Origin of the sequence: Rhodococcus sp. IEGM 27 (genome assembly GCF_033142305.1) — a bacterium.
GTDB lineage: Bacteria > Actinomycetota > Actinomycetes > Mycobacteriales > Mycobacteriaceae > Rhodococcus_F > Rhodococcus_F oxybenzonivorans.
The window spans coordinates 1-21,871 of record NZ_JAWLSG010000022.1; the positions used below are offsets into that span (position 1 = coordinate 1).

Here is a 21,871-nt window from a genome sequence, read left to right on the forward strand (position 1 = left end):
CGGCGCCAGAGGTCGAGTTCACCGGCCCGTTCGGGGGCGGTGTCGACGAGGGCGTGCGCCCAGCGGCGCATCGAGGTCCCGTTCTCGGGCAGGTCGGGGTCCCGGCCGGCGGTGATGTCTTCCCACGCGGCGGCGAGGTCGGGTACCAGGATTCGCCAGGACACGCCGTCGACGGCCAGGTGATGGATCACCAGCAGTAGCCGACCCTCCTGCGCCGACAGGTCGCCGTTGCGGTGGTCCCGGGAGGCGTCGAACCAGACGGCCTGCAGCATGACGCCCCGGGCCGGGTCGAGCCGGCCGGCTGCGGCCTCCAGTTCGGCGACCGCCAGGCGATGGAACTCCGGGCCTGTGACGCTCGCGACCGCGACCCGTCGGAGAAGATCGCCGCCGCCGGGGGCGGGTCCCGCGGGTACCTCCATGATCGGGTCGCGGCCCGGGGTGAGACGGAGCCGAGCGCGCAGGGCGGCGTGGTGCTCGACGACGGCCTCGAGGGTACGCGTGAGCGTCTCCTGGTCGACCCCTGCCGGGGTGGTCAGCAGTGCGGCCTGCGAGAACTGGCTGAAGTCGCCGCCGAGCTCGAGCAGCCAGGCAATGACAGGAGTCGGGGGGAGCTCTCCGATGTCGCCACCGGGCAGTTCCTCCAGAGTGGGTGCGGCGAACGGCTGGATCGAGACGGCCCGCGCGAGCCGGCTGACGGTCTTGTGTTCGAACACGTCCCGCGGTTGCACGGTAAGGCCGGCGGTTCGTGCCCGCGCGACCAATTGAATGGCCATGATGCTGTCGCCGCCGAGCGCGAAGAACGAATCGTCGACACCCACGGCGTCGAGACCGAGTACTTCTGCGAACAGGGCCGCGAGTACGCGCTCGACCTCCGAGCTCGGCATCCGCTGACTCGTTGCACGGACGGAGAAGTCGGGGGCGGGAAGTGCCCCGCGATCGACCTTGCCGTTCGGTGTCAGCGGGAACGACGGCAGGATGAGGATCGTCGACGGCACCATGTGCGACGGCAGGGCAGAGGCGGCATGGTCGATCAGGATGTTCCCGTCGATCTCCGCATCCGGCTCGGGCACGACGTAACCGATCAGATGGTCGGCGCCGTGGGAGTCCCGGTGGAGTGCCACCACGGCCTGGGCAACCCCTGGGTGGCGGAGCAGTGTGGATTCGATCTCTCCCGGTTCGACGCGGTAGCCGTGCAGCTGTATCTGGAAATCGCTGCGTCCCAGATACTCGATCTGTCCGAGACTGTTGTGGCGGGCGAGGTCACCGGTGCGATACATCCGGCTCCCCGGGGCACCGTTCGGATCCGGGATGAACCGAAGTGCGGTCAGGTCCGGTCGTCCCAGGTATCCGCGGGCCAGTTGCGCACCGCTGATGTACATTTCGGCAGCCACTCCGCGCGGCGCCGGGTGCAACCGGTGATCGAGGAGATACACCCGGGTATTCCACACCGGGGTGCCGATCGGAATCACGGGTGTGAGCGGCAGCGACGTGACATCGCAATAGGTGGCCGTCACCGACGCCTCTGCCGGACCGTACATGTTCCCGAGCGCGACGCTTCGGGACAGCACCCGGTCGGCGGTGCGGGCAGGCAGAGCCTCACCTCCCGAGAACACCCGGCGGAGCGACGAGGGGAATGCGCGTCGGTGGTCGCCGACGAACACCTCGAGCATCGAGGGCACGAATTCGACGACGGTGATGTTCTCGGTCGACAGCACCGTAGTCAGGTACTCGAGATCGAGATGGCCGTCGGGCCGGAGAACGACCAATGCGCTGCCGGCGCACAATGCCGAGAACGATTCCCAGATAGCGACATCGAACGCGATCGGTGCTTTCTGAAGGGTGCGGTCGCCGGGAAGGAGCGGCAGCTGGGATTGGGACCACGCCAGCTGATTGGTGATCGCTGCATGGGACACTGCGACGCCCTTGGGTCTTCCGGTGGAGCCCGAGGTATAGACCACGTAGGCGAGGTTCTCCGGATGCAGGGGAGCGATGCGGTCGGCGTCCGTGACCGGACGCGCATCCACAGCCTCGAGATCGAGGACGTCCAGGGCGAGAACCTCGGTGCCGGGAGGGATCAGAACATCGACGCCGGAAACCGTGAGCACCAATGCGGGCGCGGAGGACTCGAGCAGATAGGCGATGCGTTCGGGGGGATGTCCGAGGTCGAGGGCAAGCAGGGCGGCGCCCGCTTTGACGACGGCGAACATTCCGGCAAGCAGTTCGAACGATCGCGGCAAGGCCAGTGCCACCACGCACTCCGGTCCGATGCCCCGCCCGATCAGGATGCGCGCGAGCTGATTGGTCCAGGAGTCGAACTCGCGGTAGGTCAGGGCATTCCCCTCGAACACGACAGCGGTATCCTCGGGTGCCCTGGCGACCTGGGCATCGAAGAGGTCGAGGATCGTGTCACCGGGTAAGTCGTGTCTGGTGACGAACTTCCGGTCGAGCGCTCGCTCGAGCTCGGTGCTGTCGAGCAAGTGAATATCACCGACCACCGTGGTGGGCAGGTAAGACACCGTGTCGATCACGCGGAGGAACATGTCGACGAACCTGCGCACGGTCGCTTCGTCGAAGAGATCGGTGGAATACACGAACTCGCCGGTGATTCCGCCAGGCGCGCCGTCGTCGGTGAGGTGCTCGCGCAGAACGACATTCAGGTCGAACTGGGACAGGTGCGAGTCGAGGTCGAGGGTGGACACGCGCAGTCCAGGCAATTCCGGTTTCGCCTCCGCCAGGTTCAGGAAGGAGAGCATCACCTGGAACAGGGGGTGTGCAGCCGTGGAACGCGCCGGGTTCAGTTCCTCGACCAGACGCTCGAAGGGGATGTCCGCGTGCGCGAAGGCGTCGACATCCGTTTCTCGGACGCGGGCCAGGACCTTGTCGAACGGCAGTGCCGGGTCGATTCGCGTGCGCAGCACGAGGGTGCCGACGAACATGCCGACGAGATCGTCGAGTGCCTGTTCGCCACGTCCCGCGATCGGCGATCCCACCGTGACGTCGCCGGTGTTCCCGAGCCGCGACAGCAGCACCGCGAGAGCGGCGTGGACGGTGACGAAGGGAGTGGCATCGTGTTCCCGCGCCATCTCGGTCAGCCGACGGTGTGTCGCCGGCGACATGGTGAAGCGGGCGGTGGCCGCCTGGTAGGTGGCGGTCGAGGGTCGGGGACGGTCGGCCGGCAGTTCCAGCCTCTCAGGGAGATCGGCCAACGTGGTCCGCCAGTAGGTGAGCTGCTCGGACAGTGGCGACGTCGGGTCTTCTGCGGACCCCAGGACCTCTCGTTGCCAGAGTGCGAAGTCCCCGTACTGCACGGGAAGTGGTTTCCAGTCCGGGGCGTGACCCTGCGTGCGCGCGGCATACGCCGTGGTCATGTCTCGCGCCAGCGGAACCAGCGACCACCCATCCGCCGCGATGTGATGCACCACGAGCGCGAAGACGTGGGTGAATGGGTCCACGCGGAATACCTCGGCACGCAGCGGTGCCCGAACCGTGACGTCGAAGGTGGTGGCGATGACGTCGTCGATCCGTTCCCGCAGGTGCTTGTCGTCGAGGATCGGTATCGGCGTGAGTTCGAGTTGTGCCGCGTCGACGGGTTGCACCACCTGGACCGGTCCCTCGTCGGTGAGGGGGTACACCGTCCGCAACGATTCGTGTCGAGTGACGACGTCCATCAGGGCAGCGCTGAGAGCGGCAATATCGAGTGGTCCGCTGATGCGCACCACCATCGGTATGTTGTAGGCCGCGGAGCTGGTATCGAACTGATTGACGAACCACATCCGTTGTTGTGCAAACGATACCGGGACCGGCCGGGTGCGATCCCTCGGTCGGAGCGGTGGAAGGGACGCCTCCTCGTCCTCGGCGTCGAGCACGGCGGCCAGGGCCTGCACGGTCGGCGCCTCGAACAGGGCGCGCACCCCGATTCCGGTGCCCAGCGCCGAGTTGAGGCGGGCCACCACCTTCGTGGCGATCAGTGAGGTGCCGCCGAGTTCGAAGAAGTTGTCGTCGACGCCCACACCTTCGACACCGAGTACCTGCGCGAACACCGATGCGACCGCTTCCTCCCGTGGTGTCCTGGGCGCGCGGAACTCGGCGGCGTACCCGAGGGACTCGGGCACGGGCAGGGCGGTGCGGTCGACCGCACCGGTATCGTCGACGGGAAGAGTGTCGAGCTCGACTATCTCGGCGGGAATGCAGTGCGCGGGAAGCAGGGTCGCGGCGAACTCGGTCAGACGGCCCTGCTCCACTTCGGCACTCGCGGCCGGTGTCACATAGGACACCAGGGCGTGGTCACCCGAACGGGTGGTGTAGTCGACCGTCACCGCCTGGTCGATCGAGGTGTGCGCGGACATCGCGGCGTCGATCTCGTCGAGGGGGATACGGTATCCGCGGAGCGACGACCGGAAGTCGGAACGGCCGACGATGTGCAGGCACCCGTCTCGGTCGGTTCGCGCCAGATCTCCGGTGCGGTACATCCGTTCGCCGGGACCACCGAACGGACTCGCCACGAAGCGGGTGCTGGTGGCACGTGCCCGGCCGTGATAGCCCCGTGCGAGGGCGGGACCACCCACATACAGCTCGCCCACGACACCCGCGGGGACGATGTGCAGCCGACGATCCAGAATGGCGAGCGGCCGCCCGGGCGCGGGTATCAGCGGGAGGGTCTGTTTCTGGTGTGCGGTCGCGAGCACCTCCGACGCAGCCACCCAGGTGACGGTCTCGGTGGAGGCATACATCTGCACCGCGGTAGTCGACGCCGGCAGCGTGGACAATCGTGCGGCCAGGTCGGTGGAGACGGCCTCGCCGCCGAGGACGACGAGTCGCGGAGCTGACAGTGGAGTGCTTCCCGCCGTAGGCAGGGCGCGAAGAATCGGATCGAATGCTGTGGGGGTCCGGCTCAGGACAGTGACGTGTTCGTGGGCAATCAGTGCTGCGGTCTCCCGCGGTGATCGGGCGGTGTCGTCGTCGACGATCAGCAACCGCCCACCGTGCAGCAACGCACCCCACAGCTCCCACACGGAGAGATCGACGGTGTGGGTGGGGAACGTCGTCCACACATCGGAACAGTCGAAGCCGAAAGACTGGGATGCGGAAGCGAAGGCGGCGAGCACGGTGCGGTGCGAGAGAGAGACCGGCTTCGGCGGCGCCGTCGAACCGGCGGTGAACAGCACATAGGCGGCCGAGTCCGGCGTCGCAGCATGCGTGAGCGGCGCATCCGACGTCGCAGCGAGTTCGTGCACCGTGTCGGGAGCGTCGAGCACGACGACAGCAGAACCGGTGTCGGGGAGTTCAGCCGCGAGGTCGAGGTGAGTGAGGATCATCGCGGGATCCGCCGACGTCAGGGCATGCTCGACGCGGGGGCGGGGCCAGGTCACCTCGACCGGCAGACAGGCACCGCCCGCTGCGATCACCGCGAGTACGGTGACCACCCAATCGACGGATCTGGGAATCGCCACGCCGACTACGGTTTCGGGGGTAAGCGTGCGGTTGATCAGCAGGCGGGCCAGGCGAGTGACGCTGGTAGCCAGCTCGGCATACGAGACCGTGTCACCCGCGTAGGTGACGGCTCCGTGACTCGGGGACGTCGCCGCCGCGCGGAGTAATGCGTCTGCGAGAGTGTGGCTTTCACTCAGAGCGACGGGCTGCCGCCAAGGCGTGAGCGCGGCGTCCCGCTCGGCTGCATCGAGGATCTCGATGTCACCGATCGGGGTCTGCGGATTGTCGGTGACCGCCTCCAGTATGCGCACGAAACGCTCGGCGAAATTCCGCACCGTCTGCTCGTCGAACAGATCGGTGGCATACACGACCCCCGCCTGCATACCGAGGGGGGAGCCGTTGGTGTCGAGACGTTCGGAGAGCCAGAGCTGCAGATCGAACTTGGCCATTCCCGCGTCGTAATCGACCGGCTCCAGGCGGAGGCCGGGCAGCTCGAGACCGTGCAGTTCCCTGCCCGAAGGCAGGATGTGTTCGAACTCGAGCAATACCTGGAAGAGCGGTGAATATGCCGATGAACGTGGGGGGTCCAGCACCTCCACCAGCTGTTCGAACGGGATGTCGGTGTGACCGAAGGCGGCGAGATCGGTGTCCCGCACGTGCCGAAGGGTGTCGCCGAAACCCGTCGACTGGTCTGTCTTGGTACGCAGCACCACGGTGTTGACGAACATGCCGACCACATCGTCGAGCGCTGCCTCGCCCCGGCCTGCCACCGGAGTGCCGACGGCGACGTCGTCGGATCCACTGAGCCGGGCCAAGAGAACTGCCAGTGCGGCGTGCAACACCATGAACACTGTCGACGTGGAGGTACGGGCAAGCTCGAGTAAGGCGCCGTGCAATTCGGGGTCGATCGCGAATTCGACGCGGCCCCCCTGCAGCGACCGGGTGTCCGGGCGCGGGTGGTCGGTGGGCAACTCGAGCAGAGCGGGACTTCCGCTCAGTGTTTCGGTCCAGTAGTCGAGTTGCCGCGACAGCAGGCTGTCCGGGTCCGTGTCACTTCCGAGCAGTGCGCGCTGCCAGAGGGTGTAGTCGACGTACTGCACGGCGAGCGGTGGCCACTGCGGGGCGTGACCGGCGGTGCGCGCGGCGTACGCCGTGGTCACGTCCCGAGCCAATGGTGCGGTCGACGCCCCGTCCGCCGCGATGTGGTGCAGAACCAGTGCCAGGAGGTACTCGCTGTCGCCGAGCTGAAGGAGGGTGCAGCGCAAAGGGACGGCGGTGGCGACGTCGAACCTCGTCGAGCACACCTCGGAAAGGCGTTGCGCCAGCTCGCTTTCGTTCTCCACGGGGATCGGTTCGATGACGGGTACCGCGTCGGCGGCCGGCAGCACGACTTGGTGCGGGCCGTCGGGTGATGCGGGGAACACGGTGCGCAGCGATTCGTGCCGTTCCACGATGTCACCGATCGCGGCCACCAGGGCGGGCACGTCGAGTCGTCCCGTCAAGCGGACGACCAGCGGAATGTTGTAGGCAGGTGACGTGGTGTCGTACTGATTGATGAACCACATGCGCTGTTGAGCGGAGGACAGCGGAATGACGGCGGGGCGTGCCACCGGGGCAAGGGCGGGACGGTCGGGCCCGCGATGCTCGTCCCGGTCGAGTCTCGCAGCCAGTGTCGCCACCGTCGGCGCCTCGAACAGTTCAGCGACCCCGATCGTGGTGCCGAGGGCCGCGTTCACCCGGGCCACCACCCGGGTCGCCGTCAGCGAATTCCCGCCCAAATCGAAGTAGTCGTCGTCGGCGCCGATGCCGCTGACTCCCAGCACGGTCTCCCAGACAGCGGCGACGGTGGCCTCCGTCGGGGTGGCCGGCTTCCGATGAGTGCTGCCGGGCAGGAAAGTGGGTGCGGGCAACGCCGCACGGTCGAGTTTCCCACCGGGAGTGAGCGGGACCTCGTCGAGCGGCACGATGGCCGACGGAAGCATGTACCGGGGGAGGGTGCGTCGCAGGAGCGTTTCCAATCCGGGGACGTCCACCTGCGCGCCCTGCACCGGTCGCACATAGGCGACGAGTGTGGGGTCGCCTGCGCTGGTGGCGCGGTCGACCGTCGCAGCGAAGCTCACCGTGGGATGCCGCATCAGGACGGCATCGATCTCGCCGAGTTCGATACGGAAGCCACGGATCTTGACCTGGAAGTCGCTGCGGCCCAGGTACTCCAGCGACAGGCTGGTGGGTGTTCCGTCCGGAAGGTCGGCACACTTCCGCCACGCGGCGACGTCGCCCGTGCGGTAGAGGCGCTCGCCCGGTGGACCGTGCGGGTCGGCGACGAAACGTGCTGCAGTCAAGCCGGGTCGCCGGTGATACCCGCGGGCAAGGCCGGGACCACCCAGATACACCTCGCCTGCGACTCCCGGCGGAACCGGATGGAGTCGGGAGTCGAGAACCAGTATCGAGAATCCCCGGATCGGCCCGCCCAGGGTCACCCGTTGCCCGGGTGCGAGCGGTGGGCTCAGCGTCGACATGATCGTGGCCTCGGTGGGGCCGTATGCGTTGCGGACCCTCCGGGCGGCAGACGCCCACCGCGCGACCAACTCGGGCGGGCTTGCCTCGCCGGCGAGGGCCAGATCGGTCAGCTCGGGGAGGGCTGCGGGATCGAGTGTCGCCGCAGTAGTCGGCGTGAATATTGCGTGGCTGACGTGCTCGTCGGCGAGTATCCGGGTCAGTTCGGCGCCGCCGACGACGGCCGGTGGCACGATCACCACTCGCGCGCCGGCTCCGAATGCGCCGAGCAGTTCGAAGATGGAGGCGTCGAAGCTGGGCGAGGCGAAATGGGAGACCCGCGACTCGGGTGAAATTTCCAGACCTTCGCGTTCCGCGCTGACGAGGTCGGCGATGCCCCGGTGACCGACCGACACGCCCTTCGGGATGCCGGTGGAACCGGACGTGTAAATCAGGTAGGCCGCGTGGTCACGTCGCAGTGGCCGCAATCGGTCCGCCTGGGTCACACGGGTAGGAGAGCACCCGGCGACGGTGGTATCGGTTCGTGTGTCGTCCAAGTCGAGCCAGGACACGGCAGGCGAACGCAGGCGGTGCCGGTGATCGGTCACGCCCAGCACTGCGCCCGAATCGGTCAGCATGTGCTCGATGCGGGCCTGCGGGTAGTTCGGGTCTACCGGGAGGAACGCTGCACCGGACTTGGCGACGGCCCAGAGCGCGAGCACGAACTCGGAAGATCGCGGCAGTGCGAGCGCGACGATGGTGTCCGGTCCGGCACCGCGCGCGATCAGCAGGCGCGCCAACTGATTCGATTCCTCGTCCAGTTCCCGGTACGAAATGTCCGTGCCCCGCTCGGAGACGGCGACTGCGTCGGGATCGATCTCCGCGGCCGAAGTCAGGATGTCGGGCAGCAGTCGGGGCGGCAGCGCAGGTGGTCCCAGAGCGGGTACCAGGTTCGCGCATTCGGCGGGAGTGAGGACGTCGAAATCGCCGACGGCCGAACCGGAGTCGAGCGTGGCGACATCGAGCAGGTGCACCAAGCGGTTCCCGAACTCCCGCACGGTGTCGGGTTCGAACAAGGCCGTCGCGAAAAGAAGCTGGATATCGACGCCCGAACAGTCGGGGTGCGCCGAGCAGACGACCGACAGATCCGCGCCGTCGGTCGGTGACGCGTCCGTTGCCGTACCCACGAATTCGAGACCGATCTGGAATGGGTACCGGCCGGACGACTCGTCCCGTAGGCCCAGTGCCGCCGCGATCTCGTCGAAGGGGACGTCGGAGTGGGTGTACGCGCCCAGCTCCGTGTCGCGGACCCGTCCGAGCACGTCGGTGAACGTTTGAGCGCTGTCGACGAGGGTGCGCAGGATCAGCGGCCCACCGCCCGGACCGCCGGAGGTGCCGACCGCGATGTCGTCGGTGCTCCCCAGTCGCGAGAGCAGTGCGACCAGCCCGGTATGGATCGCGGAGAAGGCTGCGAATCGGCAGTCGGCGCCGACACTGTGCATGCGTTGGTGCAGTTCGGCCGGGATGCGAACATCGACCCGTCCGTCCGCCACGAGTGTGCGATCGACGGGCCGCGGATGGTCGGTGGGCAGAATGTCGTTCGCGGAAAGGCCGTCGAGGGTCTGCTTCCAATAGTCGAGCGCAGCCACCTTCCGCCGTCGGCGTGCTCCTTCGGCGGCGGATTCGAGATGAACGTCCGCTGTCGCGTCTTCGGGGCGGGCCTCCAGGAGCTCCTGCAGCAGGGCGACGAAAGCGGAATGATGCCGACGCAAGTCCTCGTCGGTGTACCGGTGTGGATTGCCCCGGAACTCGACCAGCGTCCTCTCGGGTGTGCCGCTGCGGTAGACGTTCACCAGGAGGTCCTCGACGGGACCGGACGTGACGACGTGAAATTCCCCGGTCACCGGGCCCAGTGTGATTTCCGGGTGGAAGAGCATGACGTTGACCATCGGACCGGTGAGCCGGCGGCCAGACGATCGGTCGCCGGCATCACGGCGAATGTCCTCGAGGGTGTAGCGCTGATGGCGGAGTGCGCCCATGAGCTCCAACTGGGACCGGCGCAGCATCTCGTCCACCCGGTCCTCGGGCGGCGAGCTGATGTGCAGTGGGGCGAGGCTGACGAGCATTCCACCGGAACGTCGCAGGATGGTGGTGGTTCGACCGGAGACGGGCAGGCTGAGCAACACATTCTCGCGGCCGCTCATTCTCGCCAGGTAGCAGCCGAAGGCAGCCACGACCACGCCCGCTGCGGGAACTCCGAACACCTCGTCCGAGTGCATCAGGCGCTCTGACGCGGCATCCGACAGCGAGGTAGTCAGGAGAATGCTCTTCGCGACCGCCGGCGAGACCACTTCGGACAGGCTCGACCCCTCCGCGAACCCGGAGATCCGCTGCGCCCAGTAGTCGCGGTCGGCTTCGAATCGAGACGACGACCGATACTGCTGGTCGAGGGCGTACAGCGTGCGCAGATCCGCCGCGGGATTCGGTTCCGGGGGGCGCCCCTGCACGGCAGCCGTGTAGAGGGCGGCGATGCGATTGACCATGGTCATCGCCCCGTATCCGTCCAGCGCAACGTGGTGAATCCTGCTGTACCACAAGTAATGCTGATCCCCGACGTGCAGAACCGCTGATGCGGCCAGCATGTCCGCCTCGGGGTCGAGGGGTCTCGTGTAGTCGTCCTCCATCCACGTGTGCGCCGCCGCCACCGGGTCGGCGGCGGCCCGGAGGTCGACGTACTCGGTCGACAACTCGAGGGTCGGGTCGACCACCTGGAAAGGTTCGCCGTCCACCTCGAAAATCCGGAGGTACGGGGAGTGGAACTCGCGCGCGGCGGTCACGGACGCCTCGTCGAGCAAGGCCACATCCAGGGGTCCGTGCACTTCGACGTACTGCGCGATGCAGAGGGGAACCTCGGGCGTCAGCCGCTGCGCCAGCCACATCCCGCGCTGCGCCGACGACAGCGGGAAGCCGGCACCGAACCTGTCGGTGTGGGGGTCGGATGAAGTTGAAGAATCCAAGGGGAGGATCCCTCCATTCAACGACCGAGGGTCGCGGGTGACCGCCACACCCGTGGGGCGTGGAGGTCAGAGGGGCCCGGGGTACGGGTTTCAGTTACGGTGCGGTGATCGTTCGGGACCGCGTTCTGACTGTGTCCTTCCGGTGTGGTGCTTAGCCTTGTTACATCGTCAACCCGACGCCCCCCGTTACGGGTCCCGGCCAGGAGTTTCGGCAGCCGTGTGGCAGCTCCGGGCTATCACCGGGTTACACCCCGAACGGTGACCCGCGCAACTGGTGACCGGTCACCGCGGCCGAGGCCGTAGAATCCAACGACCGTGAGCCTTACCCTCGGAATCGTCGGACTGCCCAACGTCGGCAAGTCCACCTTGTTCAACGCGCTGACCAACAACGACGTGCTGGCCGCGAACTACCCGTTCGCCACCATCGAACCCAACGTCGGCCTGGTCGAACTGCCCGATCCCCGGCTGAACAAGCTCGCCGAGATCTTCGGTTCCCAGCGGATCCTGCCTGCGACGGTGTCGTTCGTCGATATCGCCGGCATCGTGAAGGGCGCCTCCGAAGGCGCCGGTCTCGGCAACAAGTTCCTGGCCAACATTCGGGAAGCCGACGCCATCTGCCAGGTGGTACGCGTGTTCAACGACGACGACGTGGTGCACGTCGACGGCCGCGTCGACCCGGCGTCCGACATCGAGGTGATCGAGACCGAGCTCGTCATCGCCGACATGCAGACGTTGGAGAAGGCTCTGCCGCGGCTCGAAAAGGAAGCGAAGAAGAACAAGGACCTCAAGCCCCTGCACGAGGCCGCACTGGCCGCGCAGGAGGTGCTCGACACCGGCAAGACGCTGTTCAGCGCGAAAGACAAGCTCGACTTCACACTGCTGCGCGAGCTGAGCCTGCTCACCACCAAGCCGTTCCTCTACGTGTTCAACGCCGACGAGGCAGTGCTCACGGACGAGGCGAAGGTCGCCGAGCTGCGCGCGTCCGTCGCCCCCGCGGACGCCGTGTTCCTCGACGCCAAGGTCGAACAGGAATTGCTCGAGCTCGACGAAGAGGACCGGCAGGAGATGCTCGACTCCATCGGACAGTCCGAGCCCGGCCTCCACGCACTCGCCCGCACCGGCTTCCACACCCTCGGCCTGCAGACATACCTCACCGCAGGTCCCAAGGAAGCACGGGCCTGGACCATCCACAAGGGCGACACCGCCCCCCAGGCCGCCGGCGTCATCCACACCGACTTCGAACGTGGCTTCATCAAAGCCGAGATCGTCTCCTACGACGACCTCGTCGCCGCCGGATCCATGGCCGCCGCCAAAGCCGCAGGCAAGGTGCGCATGGAAGGCAAGGACTACATCATGGCCGACGGAGACGTCGTGGAGTTCCGCTTCAACGTTTAGTGGGGCTAAGTCGCCGCAGGTGGGCGGTTCTACTTTCGAAAGAATGTCCTGGTCACGACCACTTTCTGACTACCTGCGGCGCACGGCTGGTCACTAGTTGATTAGCCCCGGACGGGGCTTAGATGGGGCTGTGGCCACCCAATGCCTACCGCTTGAGTTCACCCGGCGGCAGTAGTGGCGCACCGCCACAGGTGCGGGCTAGCCTGGCCCCAGTACGGCACCGCAGGGCAGCGCCCCGCAGCCGGTACACGGTCCTGGCTAGTGGTCGGGTACGAGAGATCTCCGGACACCAGTCTGGGGATCAGCATCAGCACTTTCGGCGAGCAGCGCTCGCGGCAATTCCAGTTCGGTCAGAGACCGGCTTCCACCCGGCAGCAAGGTTGCTCCCGGTTCCACAGCCTGACTCTACGAACCGAACGGAACCCATCATGACGACCACACGACCGGCCGATACTCGGCCCTGGAACGACCGCCCGCTCTTCACCCATCCCGGACGCGCTGCACTGCGCCCCGAAGTGGCCGCCCTACTTGCCTGGGGTAGCGACGGCGGACAGGGGTACGCGAATCAGGGTGACGTCCTAGTCGACCAGACCAGCGACGGCGTCGATCTGAACTCCATCTGGAACCAGGCCGCGCAAGCGCTGTCCTCGTGGAACCGGGAGCGATCCGCCCTGGCTTCGCTCATCTCGTATCCGACGGTGGCCGTGGGCGACGCGATCCCACAGGCGCTGGGCGGCGCGAACTTCGAGAAGGCGTCCGAGTATGGCGAACCGCAGGGTATCCGCAGCCAGCCCGACGCGCTGATTCTCAGCTACGATTTCGAGGACTACGATCTGGCGTCGCGCATGACGTGGAAGTTCCTGCGCGCAGCAACGGCGGAACAGGTCTCTGCTGCGATCAATTCTGCGTTCGAGGCCGACAACCGTCTGGTCACGGGCACGCTCCTGCGGCGGCTGTTCGATCCAACCGAAGGATTGAACGAGCACGCCCACCGAGTGTTCGGATTGTGGAACGGCACTGACGGAATGACCCCGCCCCCGCACGCGGGTCAGTCGTTCCCCAGCACGACGAGCCACTACCTGGCGTCCAACAATGCCGCCATTGACCCTGGCGACCTGGTGGACGCCATCGACCAGGTGCGCAGCAAGGGCTTCGGCATCAGCGGCAATACGCAGCTGATCGTGCTGTGCCACCCAAACGAGGCCGAGGAGATAAGCACGTTCAAGGCGGGGGTGGAGACCAACGGCGTCACGAGCAAGTTCGACTTCATCCCGTCCGAGACCGCGCCCGCATACCTGACTGAAGAGAACGTCGTCGGCAAGATCGCGCCCGGTGAGTTCGGCGGGTTGGAGGTCTCCGGTAGCTATGGCCCGGCCTGGATCATCCCTAGCTACTTCGTTCCGCAGGGGTACCTGGCGGTGGTCGCGACCGGTGGGCCGAACAGCAGCCTCAACCCGGTCGCCTTCCGTCAGCATACGAACCTCGCCTACCAGGGACTGCGGATCATTCCCGGCCGGGACCAGCGATACCCGTTGCAGGACAGCTTCTTCCAGCGGTCCTTTGGGTGTGGTGTTCGCTACCGTTCGGCTGCGTGCGTCGTCCAGGTGACGGCGGGCAGCGTCTACACCGCGCCGACCTGGGAGTGGTCGTAATGGCTCGCGACACCGAGAAGATTCCCGGCGAGTTTGGCTGGGGACCGGGCCTGACGCCGCCCGGCCTGGAAGAAGCACCACCGAGCGAAGGTGGACGGTATCGCGGCAAGACGCCGCCGATGACCGACGACAGCGGACTGACCGTCCTGGCCGACGAGCTGGCACGCCGGGGCAGACGATGAGCGCCCGGCGGAACTACCGGCGTGACCGGATGGGCCGATTCGCTGGTGCGGGGGTGAAGGTGGCCGCAACAGCCAAGGGTGCGCGTACGGTCGCCAAGGCAGCCGCGAAGACCGGAGCCCGGAAGGTCGGCAGTACCTACGTCAACGGTTCGTTCGAGAAGAACCTCGAAGTGGGCCGGGGCGGAGCCTACAAGGGCCTGAAGGTGGGAGCCGAGTTCAGGACACCCGCTGGACGCGGCGCTGTGGTCAAAGGGATTGTCGGCTACCACGGCCCGCCCAATCGCCGGCTCGACATCACCCCCGTCTTGGACAAGAAACAGAAGAAGCTCGCGGTTACCGCAACCCGCAACCCTGCCGCCGCTCGGAGGGCGTCCGCAGGGAAGAAGCTGAGGCGGTAACCGCTTGAGCGGTTGCCGGGTGGGGGCTGCCACCCCACCCCACCCGGCACACCCGCTTCCTGCCCAAGCTGCCCGGTCTAAACGGCGGCGCAGCCCACCGCTAAACGCCCACCCCGCGCCGCGCCGCGCCGCACAACTTCACAGACTTCGGCGGCAGTGGGTGGACATCCCCTACCCCGCCGGAAGAGCCGACCGGACGTGAACTTGTTCTGACGGTCGGCGCGAGCAAGGCCTCACAGGTCGACTTGTCCCTGGGGTGGCTACTCACAGATCGCCCCTGAGGATTCGCCCCTCGGGGGCGATCTGTCTAGTTCGGTGGTGGGATGCCGTCGAGTAGAGCGCCGGGAGTGGTCTGTAGCCCCGTAGCAACCTTGAGGATGTTCTCTATACGGGAGCTGCGCTGCCCGCGCTCGATCTGGCCCAGGTGCGTGAAGTGGATACCGATGTGGTCGGCGGCGACTTCTTGGCTCCAACCGAGCTCCAACCGTCTCGCGCGCACGCGAGCCCCAAACGACGCCACAGTGGCGCTGATCGGTGGCTTGAGCTCGGGCATCGTGTGCAGCTCATACGTCTAAGGTGCAAACGTCCAGAGTGGAAACGTCGTATCTGCTGTTCAAGACCAGAAACGGAAGAATAGGATGCGGGAGCGATCCCGCCGGAGGGTCGCCCAGGCCCTATAGGAGAACGATGAAGCGGTGGGCACTAGTGATCGGGCTGATTGCTGCGCTGTCTGTTGCGGGATGCACAAACGGCGGCGGAGGCGATGCAGCAGACCCTCAGTCAACGACCGCCGCAGCGAGGTCGACGGCGCAAGCGGCAGATGACGCGAAATTCAGCGAGGCATGCGAGGCCTTTCAGGCGGTGGGCGAGCGAGCCCGGAGGCAGAAGTACGCACTGCGCGACAGCGAGGACATGTCTTTGTCGGCCGCACAACGCGCCGAGGCCAAACGTGTTCTCGAAGAAACCATCTCGGACAAGTCAGACTACGACCCAGACGTGAACCCGAGCGAGTGCAGCGGTCCGGTCTGGGAGCGCTACTACGCCGAGGTGCGGGCGTACGTCGCCACAACAAGCGCCGCAGTAGCGACGACGACGCAGGCGGGGGGTGTCACGTGGAAGTACCTTCAGAGCGAGCACGCCAAGTTCCTCGGGATGAAGTGCGGCAGTGATAGCAAGTCGCCGTCTTACGTTGTGTGCCTCGGGCTTCAGAATGCGATGATCGACTCGTTTGAACGCGACGCAACCGCGCTTCCTCCGAGTAAGGCCCGCGCTGACGTACTGGGGGCGATCGACAGCTACCAGGAGGCACACGACAAGTACGTCGCCGCGATGTGCGAGATGGATGGGGCCACGGCCACCGACTGCATCACGGCACCACTGCTTATGTCGATGCCGTACGACACCATCGTCCTGGTGGTCAACAGAGAGGCCGCAGCCCAGTAAGCGCGCCTTCACGACCCAGAACCCCGTCGTCTCCACGGCGGGGTTCTGTCGCATGGGGCCGTGCTCGGAAGCGCTCCCTGACTTCTTCTGGGCAGGGTCGCCAGACCCTCGGTCGAAACCAGGGCTTCTCCGTGGACCTCAGGGGCCAAATCAGAACCCTCGTGGTCGCGCAAATCCAGGACGTATCGATGTAAATGACTGTACTGCAACGGTTATCGACGCACTAGCATTTGCCTCCTATGCCTGGGGCGTGGCATAGTAGCGGCAGCACCAAAGCGGCCTCAGCGGCGTTACCTGGTGCGGCGAATGGCTTGATTAAATGACTGTCCGAGAGGATGCCTGGCCGGAGCGAAGCATACGACCACCTGCGGTAGTGGGTGGGGCGATCACTCGAACTTCGGAAGGTTCAAGACTAGCCGGGATTAGAACGGTACTCCCAGGTTCCCAACAATCATCGTGGGTACCTGGGATTTTGCGGTTCTCAGGGACCCCGAGAAAGGGATCTTCCAATGAGCCAGCAGGCAACCAATCAATACGAGCGGACGCGCCCCGCTGCGTCACACCCCGCGCCGAACCACCGGCCACGACGGATAGCGATCAATCCCGACGACCTGTCCAATCTGCCCACTAGGAAAGGGCGAGCCGGGGCGGTGGAGTTCTTTGCCGAGATCGGCGTCGCCGGAATCACCGAAACCCGTATACGCAACGCGACCGAGCAGGGCGAACTGCGCCGTTTCAAGATCGCGGGACACAACTGGTACTCCGACCGCGACCTCTGGGACTTCTTGCAGGGCCTCGCGAGCGGAGGCCGGGCATGAGCGGTTCCGACTGGAGCTCTGGCGACGGATGGACGCCGGACGAGCTAACAAGGCAGCGTGCCGAAGCTGACCAAGTGCTGGCCGTACTCACGGAGACCGCGAAGTACGACACCGATGTAGAGGACGAGAAGCTACGCCGAAGTGTTGATCGCGTCATGGCGGGGATGCGACGTGCCTGCACTACCGTCCCTGAAGACCTCTGGGATAATGGATTCCATGGCGGAGGCGGGAGCGACCTTGCCCCTGTGATCGATCCGGCAATGCCGAAATGGAGCAAGGATTTCCCCGAGCATGCCTCGGTCGTCATCTTCAGCTGGAAGCCAGGCAACCGATGGATTGTGCGGATGCCACTCAGTCCGAGGGACATACTGCGGATGGTTGTTCCGCCCGCTGAGATGAAATGCGAGCACCACCAGGGATCGGTGCGAGACGAGGCGTCATACCTGACGGTTGCGCGGGGGCAGTACGTCGTAGCGCTCGTGGTGTGCAGGCGGTGCCGTCGACTCCTTGATCACAAGTACCCAGAAGCACTGCACTGGCACACCCCCGCCACTACAGGGCCATTCGCAGGCCCCTGAGCGTCGCCACATCGGAGCAGCAACCCCAGGAGGGGGTACGGGCGGGGGTGTTGGGCAAGTCACCGGGCGGCAAGAGAAAAGACGCGCTCCGGCCTTCGACCGAAACGCGCCTTCTCACTGCATGGAGAGCGGAGCCTTCTCCAGCCAACCGGAAGTGCTGGCCACCCAGAAGCATACGCCACTGCAACGCAGGGGTATTGGAGGCAGTTCACACGTTCGGGACCCGAAAGTGACCGCGTCCTTGTGGAGTCGGCGGTCTGAGTGTTCTCAGACCGGCGACTCCTACAGCCGGAAAATGCTGTGCCGCAACCAAAGTCAGATACCAGGGTGGTAGGGTGGGCATTGCCTGGTTATGGCACAGCGAAACGCCCGTCCTACCTTGGGCAAGGAGTTTGACGGGCGTCTGCTGAATATGAAATTTGCTTCCGAGATTGTCACCTCTCGGGGCTGAACCCCATCCTCATGCGAAAGGATTGACCGTGGTAAATGGTACCAGTATTATTGTGCCCCTGCAAGATACGCATACTCGGACCGTTGTGGACGTTTGGCGAGCCTTGGGCTTCCGGCACAACGAGATTGCCTCTATACTCGCCGTAGACCCTACGACGCATCGCACCGAGACTAAGCTCCATCCCCTCGCGGAATATGAAGCCGCCGAACTAGAGATCCCCCGCGACGTCAATCTTTACTTCGGGGTGAACCCTCGGCGTGAGGGGCTCGAGTATGGGCGCGGTGGCGAAACCGATGTCACCCGCGTGGTGACGCTGTTCGCCGACCTGGATGTCAAGTCCGGTGCCCTGGGTTCCATGAAGGAATGCCACCGCGTTGTTGGGAAGCTGACCAACGCGCTCGGGATCAAGCCCGCCGTCATCATCGAGACCGGGCGGGGTCTGCAGCCGTTCTGGCGAATCGCAAACACGGCCAGCGCTCCGAACACGATTCACGACGAAGACGACCGGCTGGCTTGGAAGATCCTGCTCGCGCGCTTCGGAGGCCTGGTGCAGCAGATCGTGGACGAAGTGCGACCCGGCGCAAAGATCGACAACGTCTACGAACTTGCGCGCGTGCTGCGGTGCCCTGGTTCGGTCAACAACAAGTATGACGACAGACCCGTAGTGACGGCGACCGTCAACTCCGAAGCGCGCGCCGTCAGCCGGACGAAACTGCTCGCGGCTTTGGATCGACGGGACGCTCGTTCGCTGGGCGGTCAGGTGAGCCGCCCGACTCCCAAGGTCGCGACAGACCTGGAGGAAGCCGAGCAGTGGATTCATTCGGTTCCGGGCTGGGACGCCAAGTACGACGACATGGGTGCGGCACTGCGGTGGCACTGCAACTATCGCGACATGCTGGACAAGTTCGCGCACGGTACCGATGACGACACGTCTGCGCACAATCTCATGCGTAACCGCGTCTACCACGCGATTAAGTGCGCGACCGAAGGCGAAGCCGGACTCGGGCTCGCTCTCGCGTTGATCCGCGACGCTTACCTGGAGACAATGCAGCGTCGCAGAGATGGAGAGCTACCGGGCGAACGCCGTTCGCGGTTCGTTGCCGAGGACGACTTCAACCGAGCTGTTAAGGGTGCCATCGCGTCGGCGCGGTACAAGACCCCTCCCGACGGCGACAAGGCCCGCATCGAGCTGACCGAAGCCGAGGCCTGAGATGCGAAAGACGGAGAATCCGGACGGCACGCTCACCCTCCACTTCGGCTCTGCTCGCAAGGGTAAGCGTTCCTCGGGTGATCTACGCCTCGTGGACGAGAGCGACGCCCAGCACGCCAAGGCGCAGATGGAAGCCGAAGCCGCGACGCACTGGCCCAGCCCCAACGAACCCACAAAAGTCGCTCGGAAGCTTGTCGAGCGGAAGGCGTTCGGGGGTGGTTCGCCGCTGTTCTGGCAGGACGACTGGATGACCTGGACCGGGGCGCATTGGAGCCGAGTAGCCAGGAATGACGTCAGCTCCGACCTGCGAAAGATTCTGGAAGACGGGTTGTATCTCAAGTCGGGCAGTGGCGACAGTGGTCTCGAGCAGGTGCCTGTTCCGTGGAATCCCAACCGGAAGAATCTCGGCGAGGCGCTTGATGCGCTCCGTGATATTTCGTTGGTGAAGAGCGGCACGCTGGTACCCGCGTGGATCAGCAGCGATGGTGCGGCCGTGAGCGACCATCCACTCGGAGCTCCCGGCAACTGGATCGCGTTCAGTAACGGGCTGTTCAACTGGCGGACGAGAGAGCTTGTTCCGTGCGTGCGGGAATTCTTTAACGAGTCGTCGCTGCCGTTCGCTTACGACCCGGACGCCCCTGAACCCGACTTGTGGCTGCGGTGCTTGGACCAGTGGTTCCCGGAAGACGCAGAAGCGATTCAGCTCCTGCAGGAGTGGTTCGGTTATGTGATCTCGGGCCGGCTCGACCTGGAAGCCGCGCTCTACATTCAGGGCATCCCCGGTTCGGGGAAGACTACTGTCCGCAAGGTGCTGGAGAAGTTGGTCGGCAAGGCCAACGTGGTCAGCATGAGCACGAGCGACCTGAACAACGATAACTTCGGCTTAGAGAAGGCAATCGGTAAGACGCTGATCGTATTCCCCGAGGCGACCTTCGGTCGCAATGCGAAGGCAGCAGTGGAAAAGTTCAAAGAGATCGCCAGCGGTGAATTCGGGTCCGTACGTCGCAAGCATCGCATCGACTGGGAAGGTGTTCTGCCCGGTCGGATGATGTTCACCTCCAACCACGCGCCCGACTTCCGAGACAACTCGGGAGCTCCGCTGGATCGCCTCTACGCCCTGGCGATGAACCAGAAGTTCCGAGGGACAGACGCGATGAGCTCCACCTTGGAGCACGACCTGAACAAGGAGGTGTCGGGAATCCTCAACTGGGCATTGGACGGCCTGGCCTGTTTGAGTACGCGGGGGAGGTTCGTACAGCCTGCGTCTGGCCGCGAAGTGCTGGAAGACGCGGCAGAACTCGGTTCGCCGATGGGGGCCTTTGTCCGCGACTGCTGCGACGTTGGCAACGGCTTCCGCCTTTCCACGGAACGGCTCTACGACGAGTACGAGCGCTTCGTGGGACGCAACGGGAAGCCTCTCGGAAAAGCGAAGTTCGGCGCTGAGCTGCGGTCCTACATGAAGGGGGCGTACCCCGATGTGGCGTTCGACCGCAAGAAGAGAGGAGTTGACGGTAGGCCAGCCTACGAAGGGCTGGCCCTGAAGAGCAGGACTGTCCACCTGCCCCGTGATCAGGGGGACGGGGGAGCAGAAGCTCGAAAGGCTTCTGACCGGGCTTGACCGGGCAGTGACCGGGCAAATGGCCCTGAGCCCGGTCACATGTTTTCGCTGGTAGAGGGCTGTTTCTGCAGGGGTTGACCGGGTTGACCAGGTAGAAACAACGTATTTGGGTGTGTAGCAAGTAAATAGGGGTACTGGTGTAGGGGGCATGGTGCATAGGGCAGTGGGTACCTGTTTGTTGTATAGCACCTAGTTTGTGCGTTTTGCCCGGTCAGCCCGGTCACCTGGGGAAATGCACCTGTCGAGACCCCGCCACCTGGGGAAATGCGCTACAGCCAGCCCGGTCACTTGCCCGGTCAAGGGGCAGTCGACGGGCCTCCGTAGCCGTATCGCTCTCGCGGACCCCCTCCGCATTATTCGCAGGTTCAACGAAAAGGAACGAAGATGTTCGAGCAGAACGAATCAAGCGACCCATCGAATCGTGTTGTGGAGTGGAAGGATGGGCGTACACCCCGGCCGGACAGCATCTGCACCGCGCGGAAGACGAACGGCGAACCCTGCCGCAAGCAGCGCGTGACGGGTGCGACCGTCTGCACTACGCACGGGGGCCGAGCCCCGCAGGTGAAAGAGAAGGCGCGGATACGTCTCGAAATGGCGGGCGATAAACTCGCGAAAGAGTTGCTGCGCATCGCTATTGACGATCCGGACGTTTCCGACGCGATAAAGCTGGCGGCGATCCGGGACGCACTGGGTCGTATCGGCATCACAGAGAAGACTGCTCTGGAGGTTCAGGTCGGCCCGACCAAGCCCTTTGAAGCGATTCTCACGGGCATGCTTGAAGGCGGCAGTAGGGCGGAAAGCCGAGCGGCGCGGGGAGTTCCAGACTCGGGGTTACCCGGTTGGCTGGCGGACGAACTGAACGTGGTGGATGCCGAGTTCGTGGACGAGGACGAGCCTGCGCGTCCACTCGTTCGTCGCGACAACCCCACCCCGGCTCCCGAGTCTGCGTCCTCGGGGCTCCTCCCGCTCGATGAAGCGCTGACGCAGCTACAGGCCACGTCGCCGCCACCCGCACCACAGGCCCGCCGCCGCAATAAGCGCCAGTAGGCCATTCGCGGCCGTCTGAGCGTCCCGCCTGCGGCCTTGCGGGGCTGCTGGGCAACCCGCGCACCTACCCGCCAATACTCAAGCGCGCAGGCAAACTGGAGAGCCCCGAAATGGTCGCAGGAACCGTGGTTTCAGG

General features: G+C 65.3%; 11 protein-coding genes. 9 read left to right on the forward strand and 2 right to left on the reverse strand.

The features are described 5' to 3' along the window. On the reverse strand, window positions 1-10,943 hold a 10,943-nt coding region (locus tag R4P95_RS32695), incomplete at its 3' end, for a non-ribosomal peptide synthetase (RefSeq protein ID WP_317747782.1). 315 nt (window positions 10,944-11,258) lie between these two features. On the opposite strand from R4P95_RS32695, the gene ychF reads away from it, so the two are divergent. The 4 genes from ychF to R4P95_RS32715 all read left to right on the forward strand — a co-directional run bounded on the left by ychF (window position 11,259) and on the right by R4P95_RS32715 (window position 14,570). Then, window positions 11,259-12,338 (forward strand): redox-regulated ATPase YchF, encoded by a 1,080-nt coding sequence (ychF, locus tag R4P95_RS32700; RefSeq protein WP_317747783.1) that lies wholly within the window; start codon window positions 11,259-11,261, stop codon window positions 12,336-12,338. Window positions 12,339-12,766: 428 nt separating this feature from the next. Beyond that, entirely contained in the window at window positions 12,767-13,990 is a 1,224-nt protein-coding gene (locus R4P95_RS32705; RefSeq protein WP_317747784.1) for a hypothetical protein, read from the forward strand. Then, a complete protein-coding gene (locus R4P95_RS32710) occupies window positions 13,990-14,172 on the forward strand; it encodes a hypothetical protein (protein WP_317747785.1) in 183 nt (60 codons plus the stop codon). The genes R4P95_RS32705 and R4P95_RS32710 overlap by 1 nt, the downstream gene beginning before the upstream one ends. Next, complete coding sequence (locus R4P95_RS32715; protein ID WP_317747786.1) at window positions 14,169-14,570, forward strand: hypothetical protein; 402 nt, start codon at window positions 14,169-14,171, stop codon at window positions 14,568-14,570. The genes R4P95_RS32710 and R4P95_RS32715 overlap by 4 nt, the downstream gene beginning before the upstream one ends. Before the next feature lie 307 nt (window positions 14,571-14,877). Here the strand turns inward: R4P95_RS32715 and R4P95_RS32720 are convergent, their stop codons facing one another. After that, window positions 14,878-15,123, reverse strand: a complete 246-nt coding sequence (locus R4P95_RS32720) for a helix-turn-helix transcriptional regulator (protein ID WP_317747787.1) — start codon at window positions 15,121-15,123, stop codon at window positions 14,878-14,880. A gap of 38 nt (window positions 15,124-15,161) precedes the next feature. Between R4P95_RS32720 and R4P95_RS32725 the strand changes: the two genes are divergently transcribed. The 5 genes from R4P95_RS32725 (at window position 15,162) to R4P95_RS32745 (ending at window position 21,735) form a co-directional block, all read left to right on the forward strand. Next, the gene (locus R4P95_RS32725; RefSeq protein WP_317747788.1) at window positions 15,162-16,013 is read left to right on the forward strand and encodes a hypothetical protein; all 852 of its coding nucleotides are present in this window, start codon (window positions 15,162-15,164) and stop codon (window positions 16,011-16,013) included. A 509-nt stretch (window positions 16,014-16,522) separates the two neighbouring features. Then, entirely contained in the window at window positions 16,523-16,831 is a 309-nt protein-coding gene (locus tag R4P95_RS32730) for a hypothetical protein (RefSeq protein WP_317747789.1), read from the forward strand. A gap of 1,057 nt (window positions 16,832-17,888) precedes the next feature. After that, on the forward strand, window positions 17,889-19,070 hold the full coding sequence (locus tag R4P95_RS32735) for a hypothetical protein (RefSeq protein WP_317747790.1): 1,182 nt from the start codon (window positions 17,889-17,891) through the stop codon (window positions 19,068-19,070). Window positions 19,071-19,161: 91 nt separating this feature from the next. Further along, entirely contained in the window at window positions 19,162-20,688 is a 1,527-nt protein-coding gene (locus R4P95_RS32740) for a phage/plasmid primase, P4 family (RefSeq protein ID WP_317747791.1), read from the forward strand. 384 nt (window positions 20,689-21,072) lie between these two features. Further along, window positions 21,073-21,735 (forward strand): hypothetical protein, encoded by a 663-nt coding sequence (locus R4P95_RS32745; RefSeq protein ID WP_317747792.1) that lies wholly within the window; start codon window positions 21,073-21,075, stop codon window positions 21,733-21,735. Window positions 21,736-21,871 lie beyond the last annotated feature (136 nt).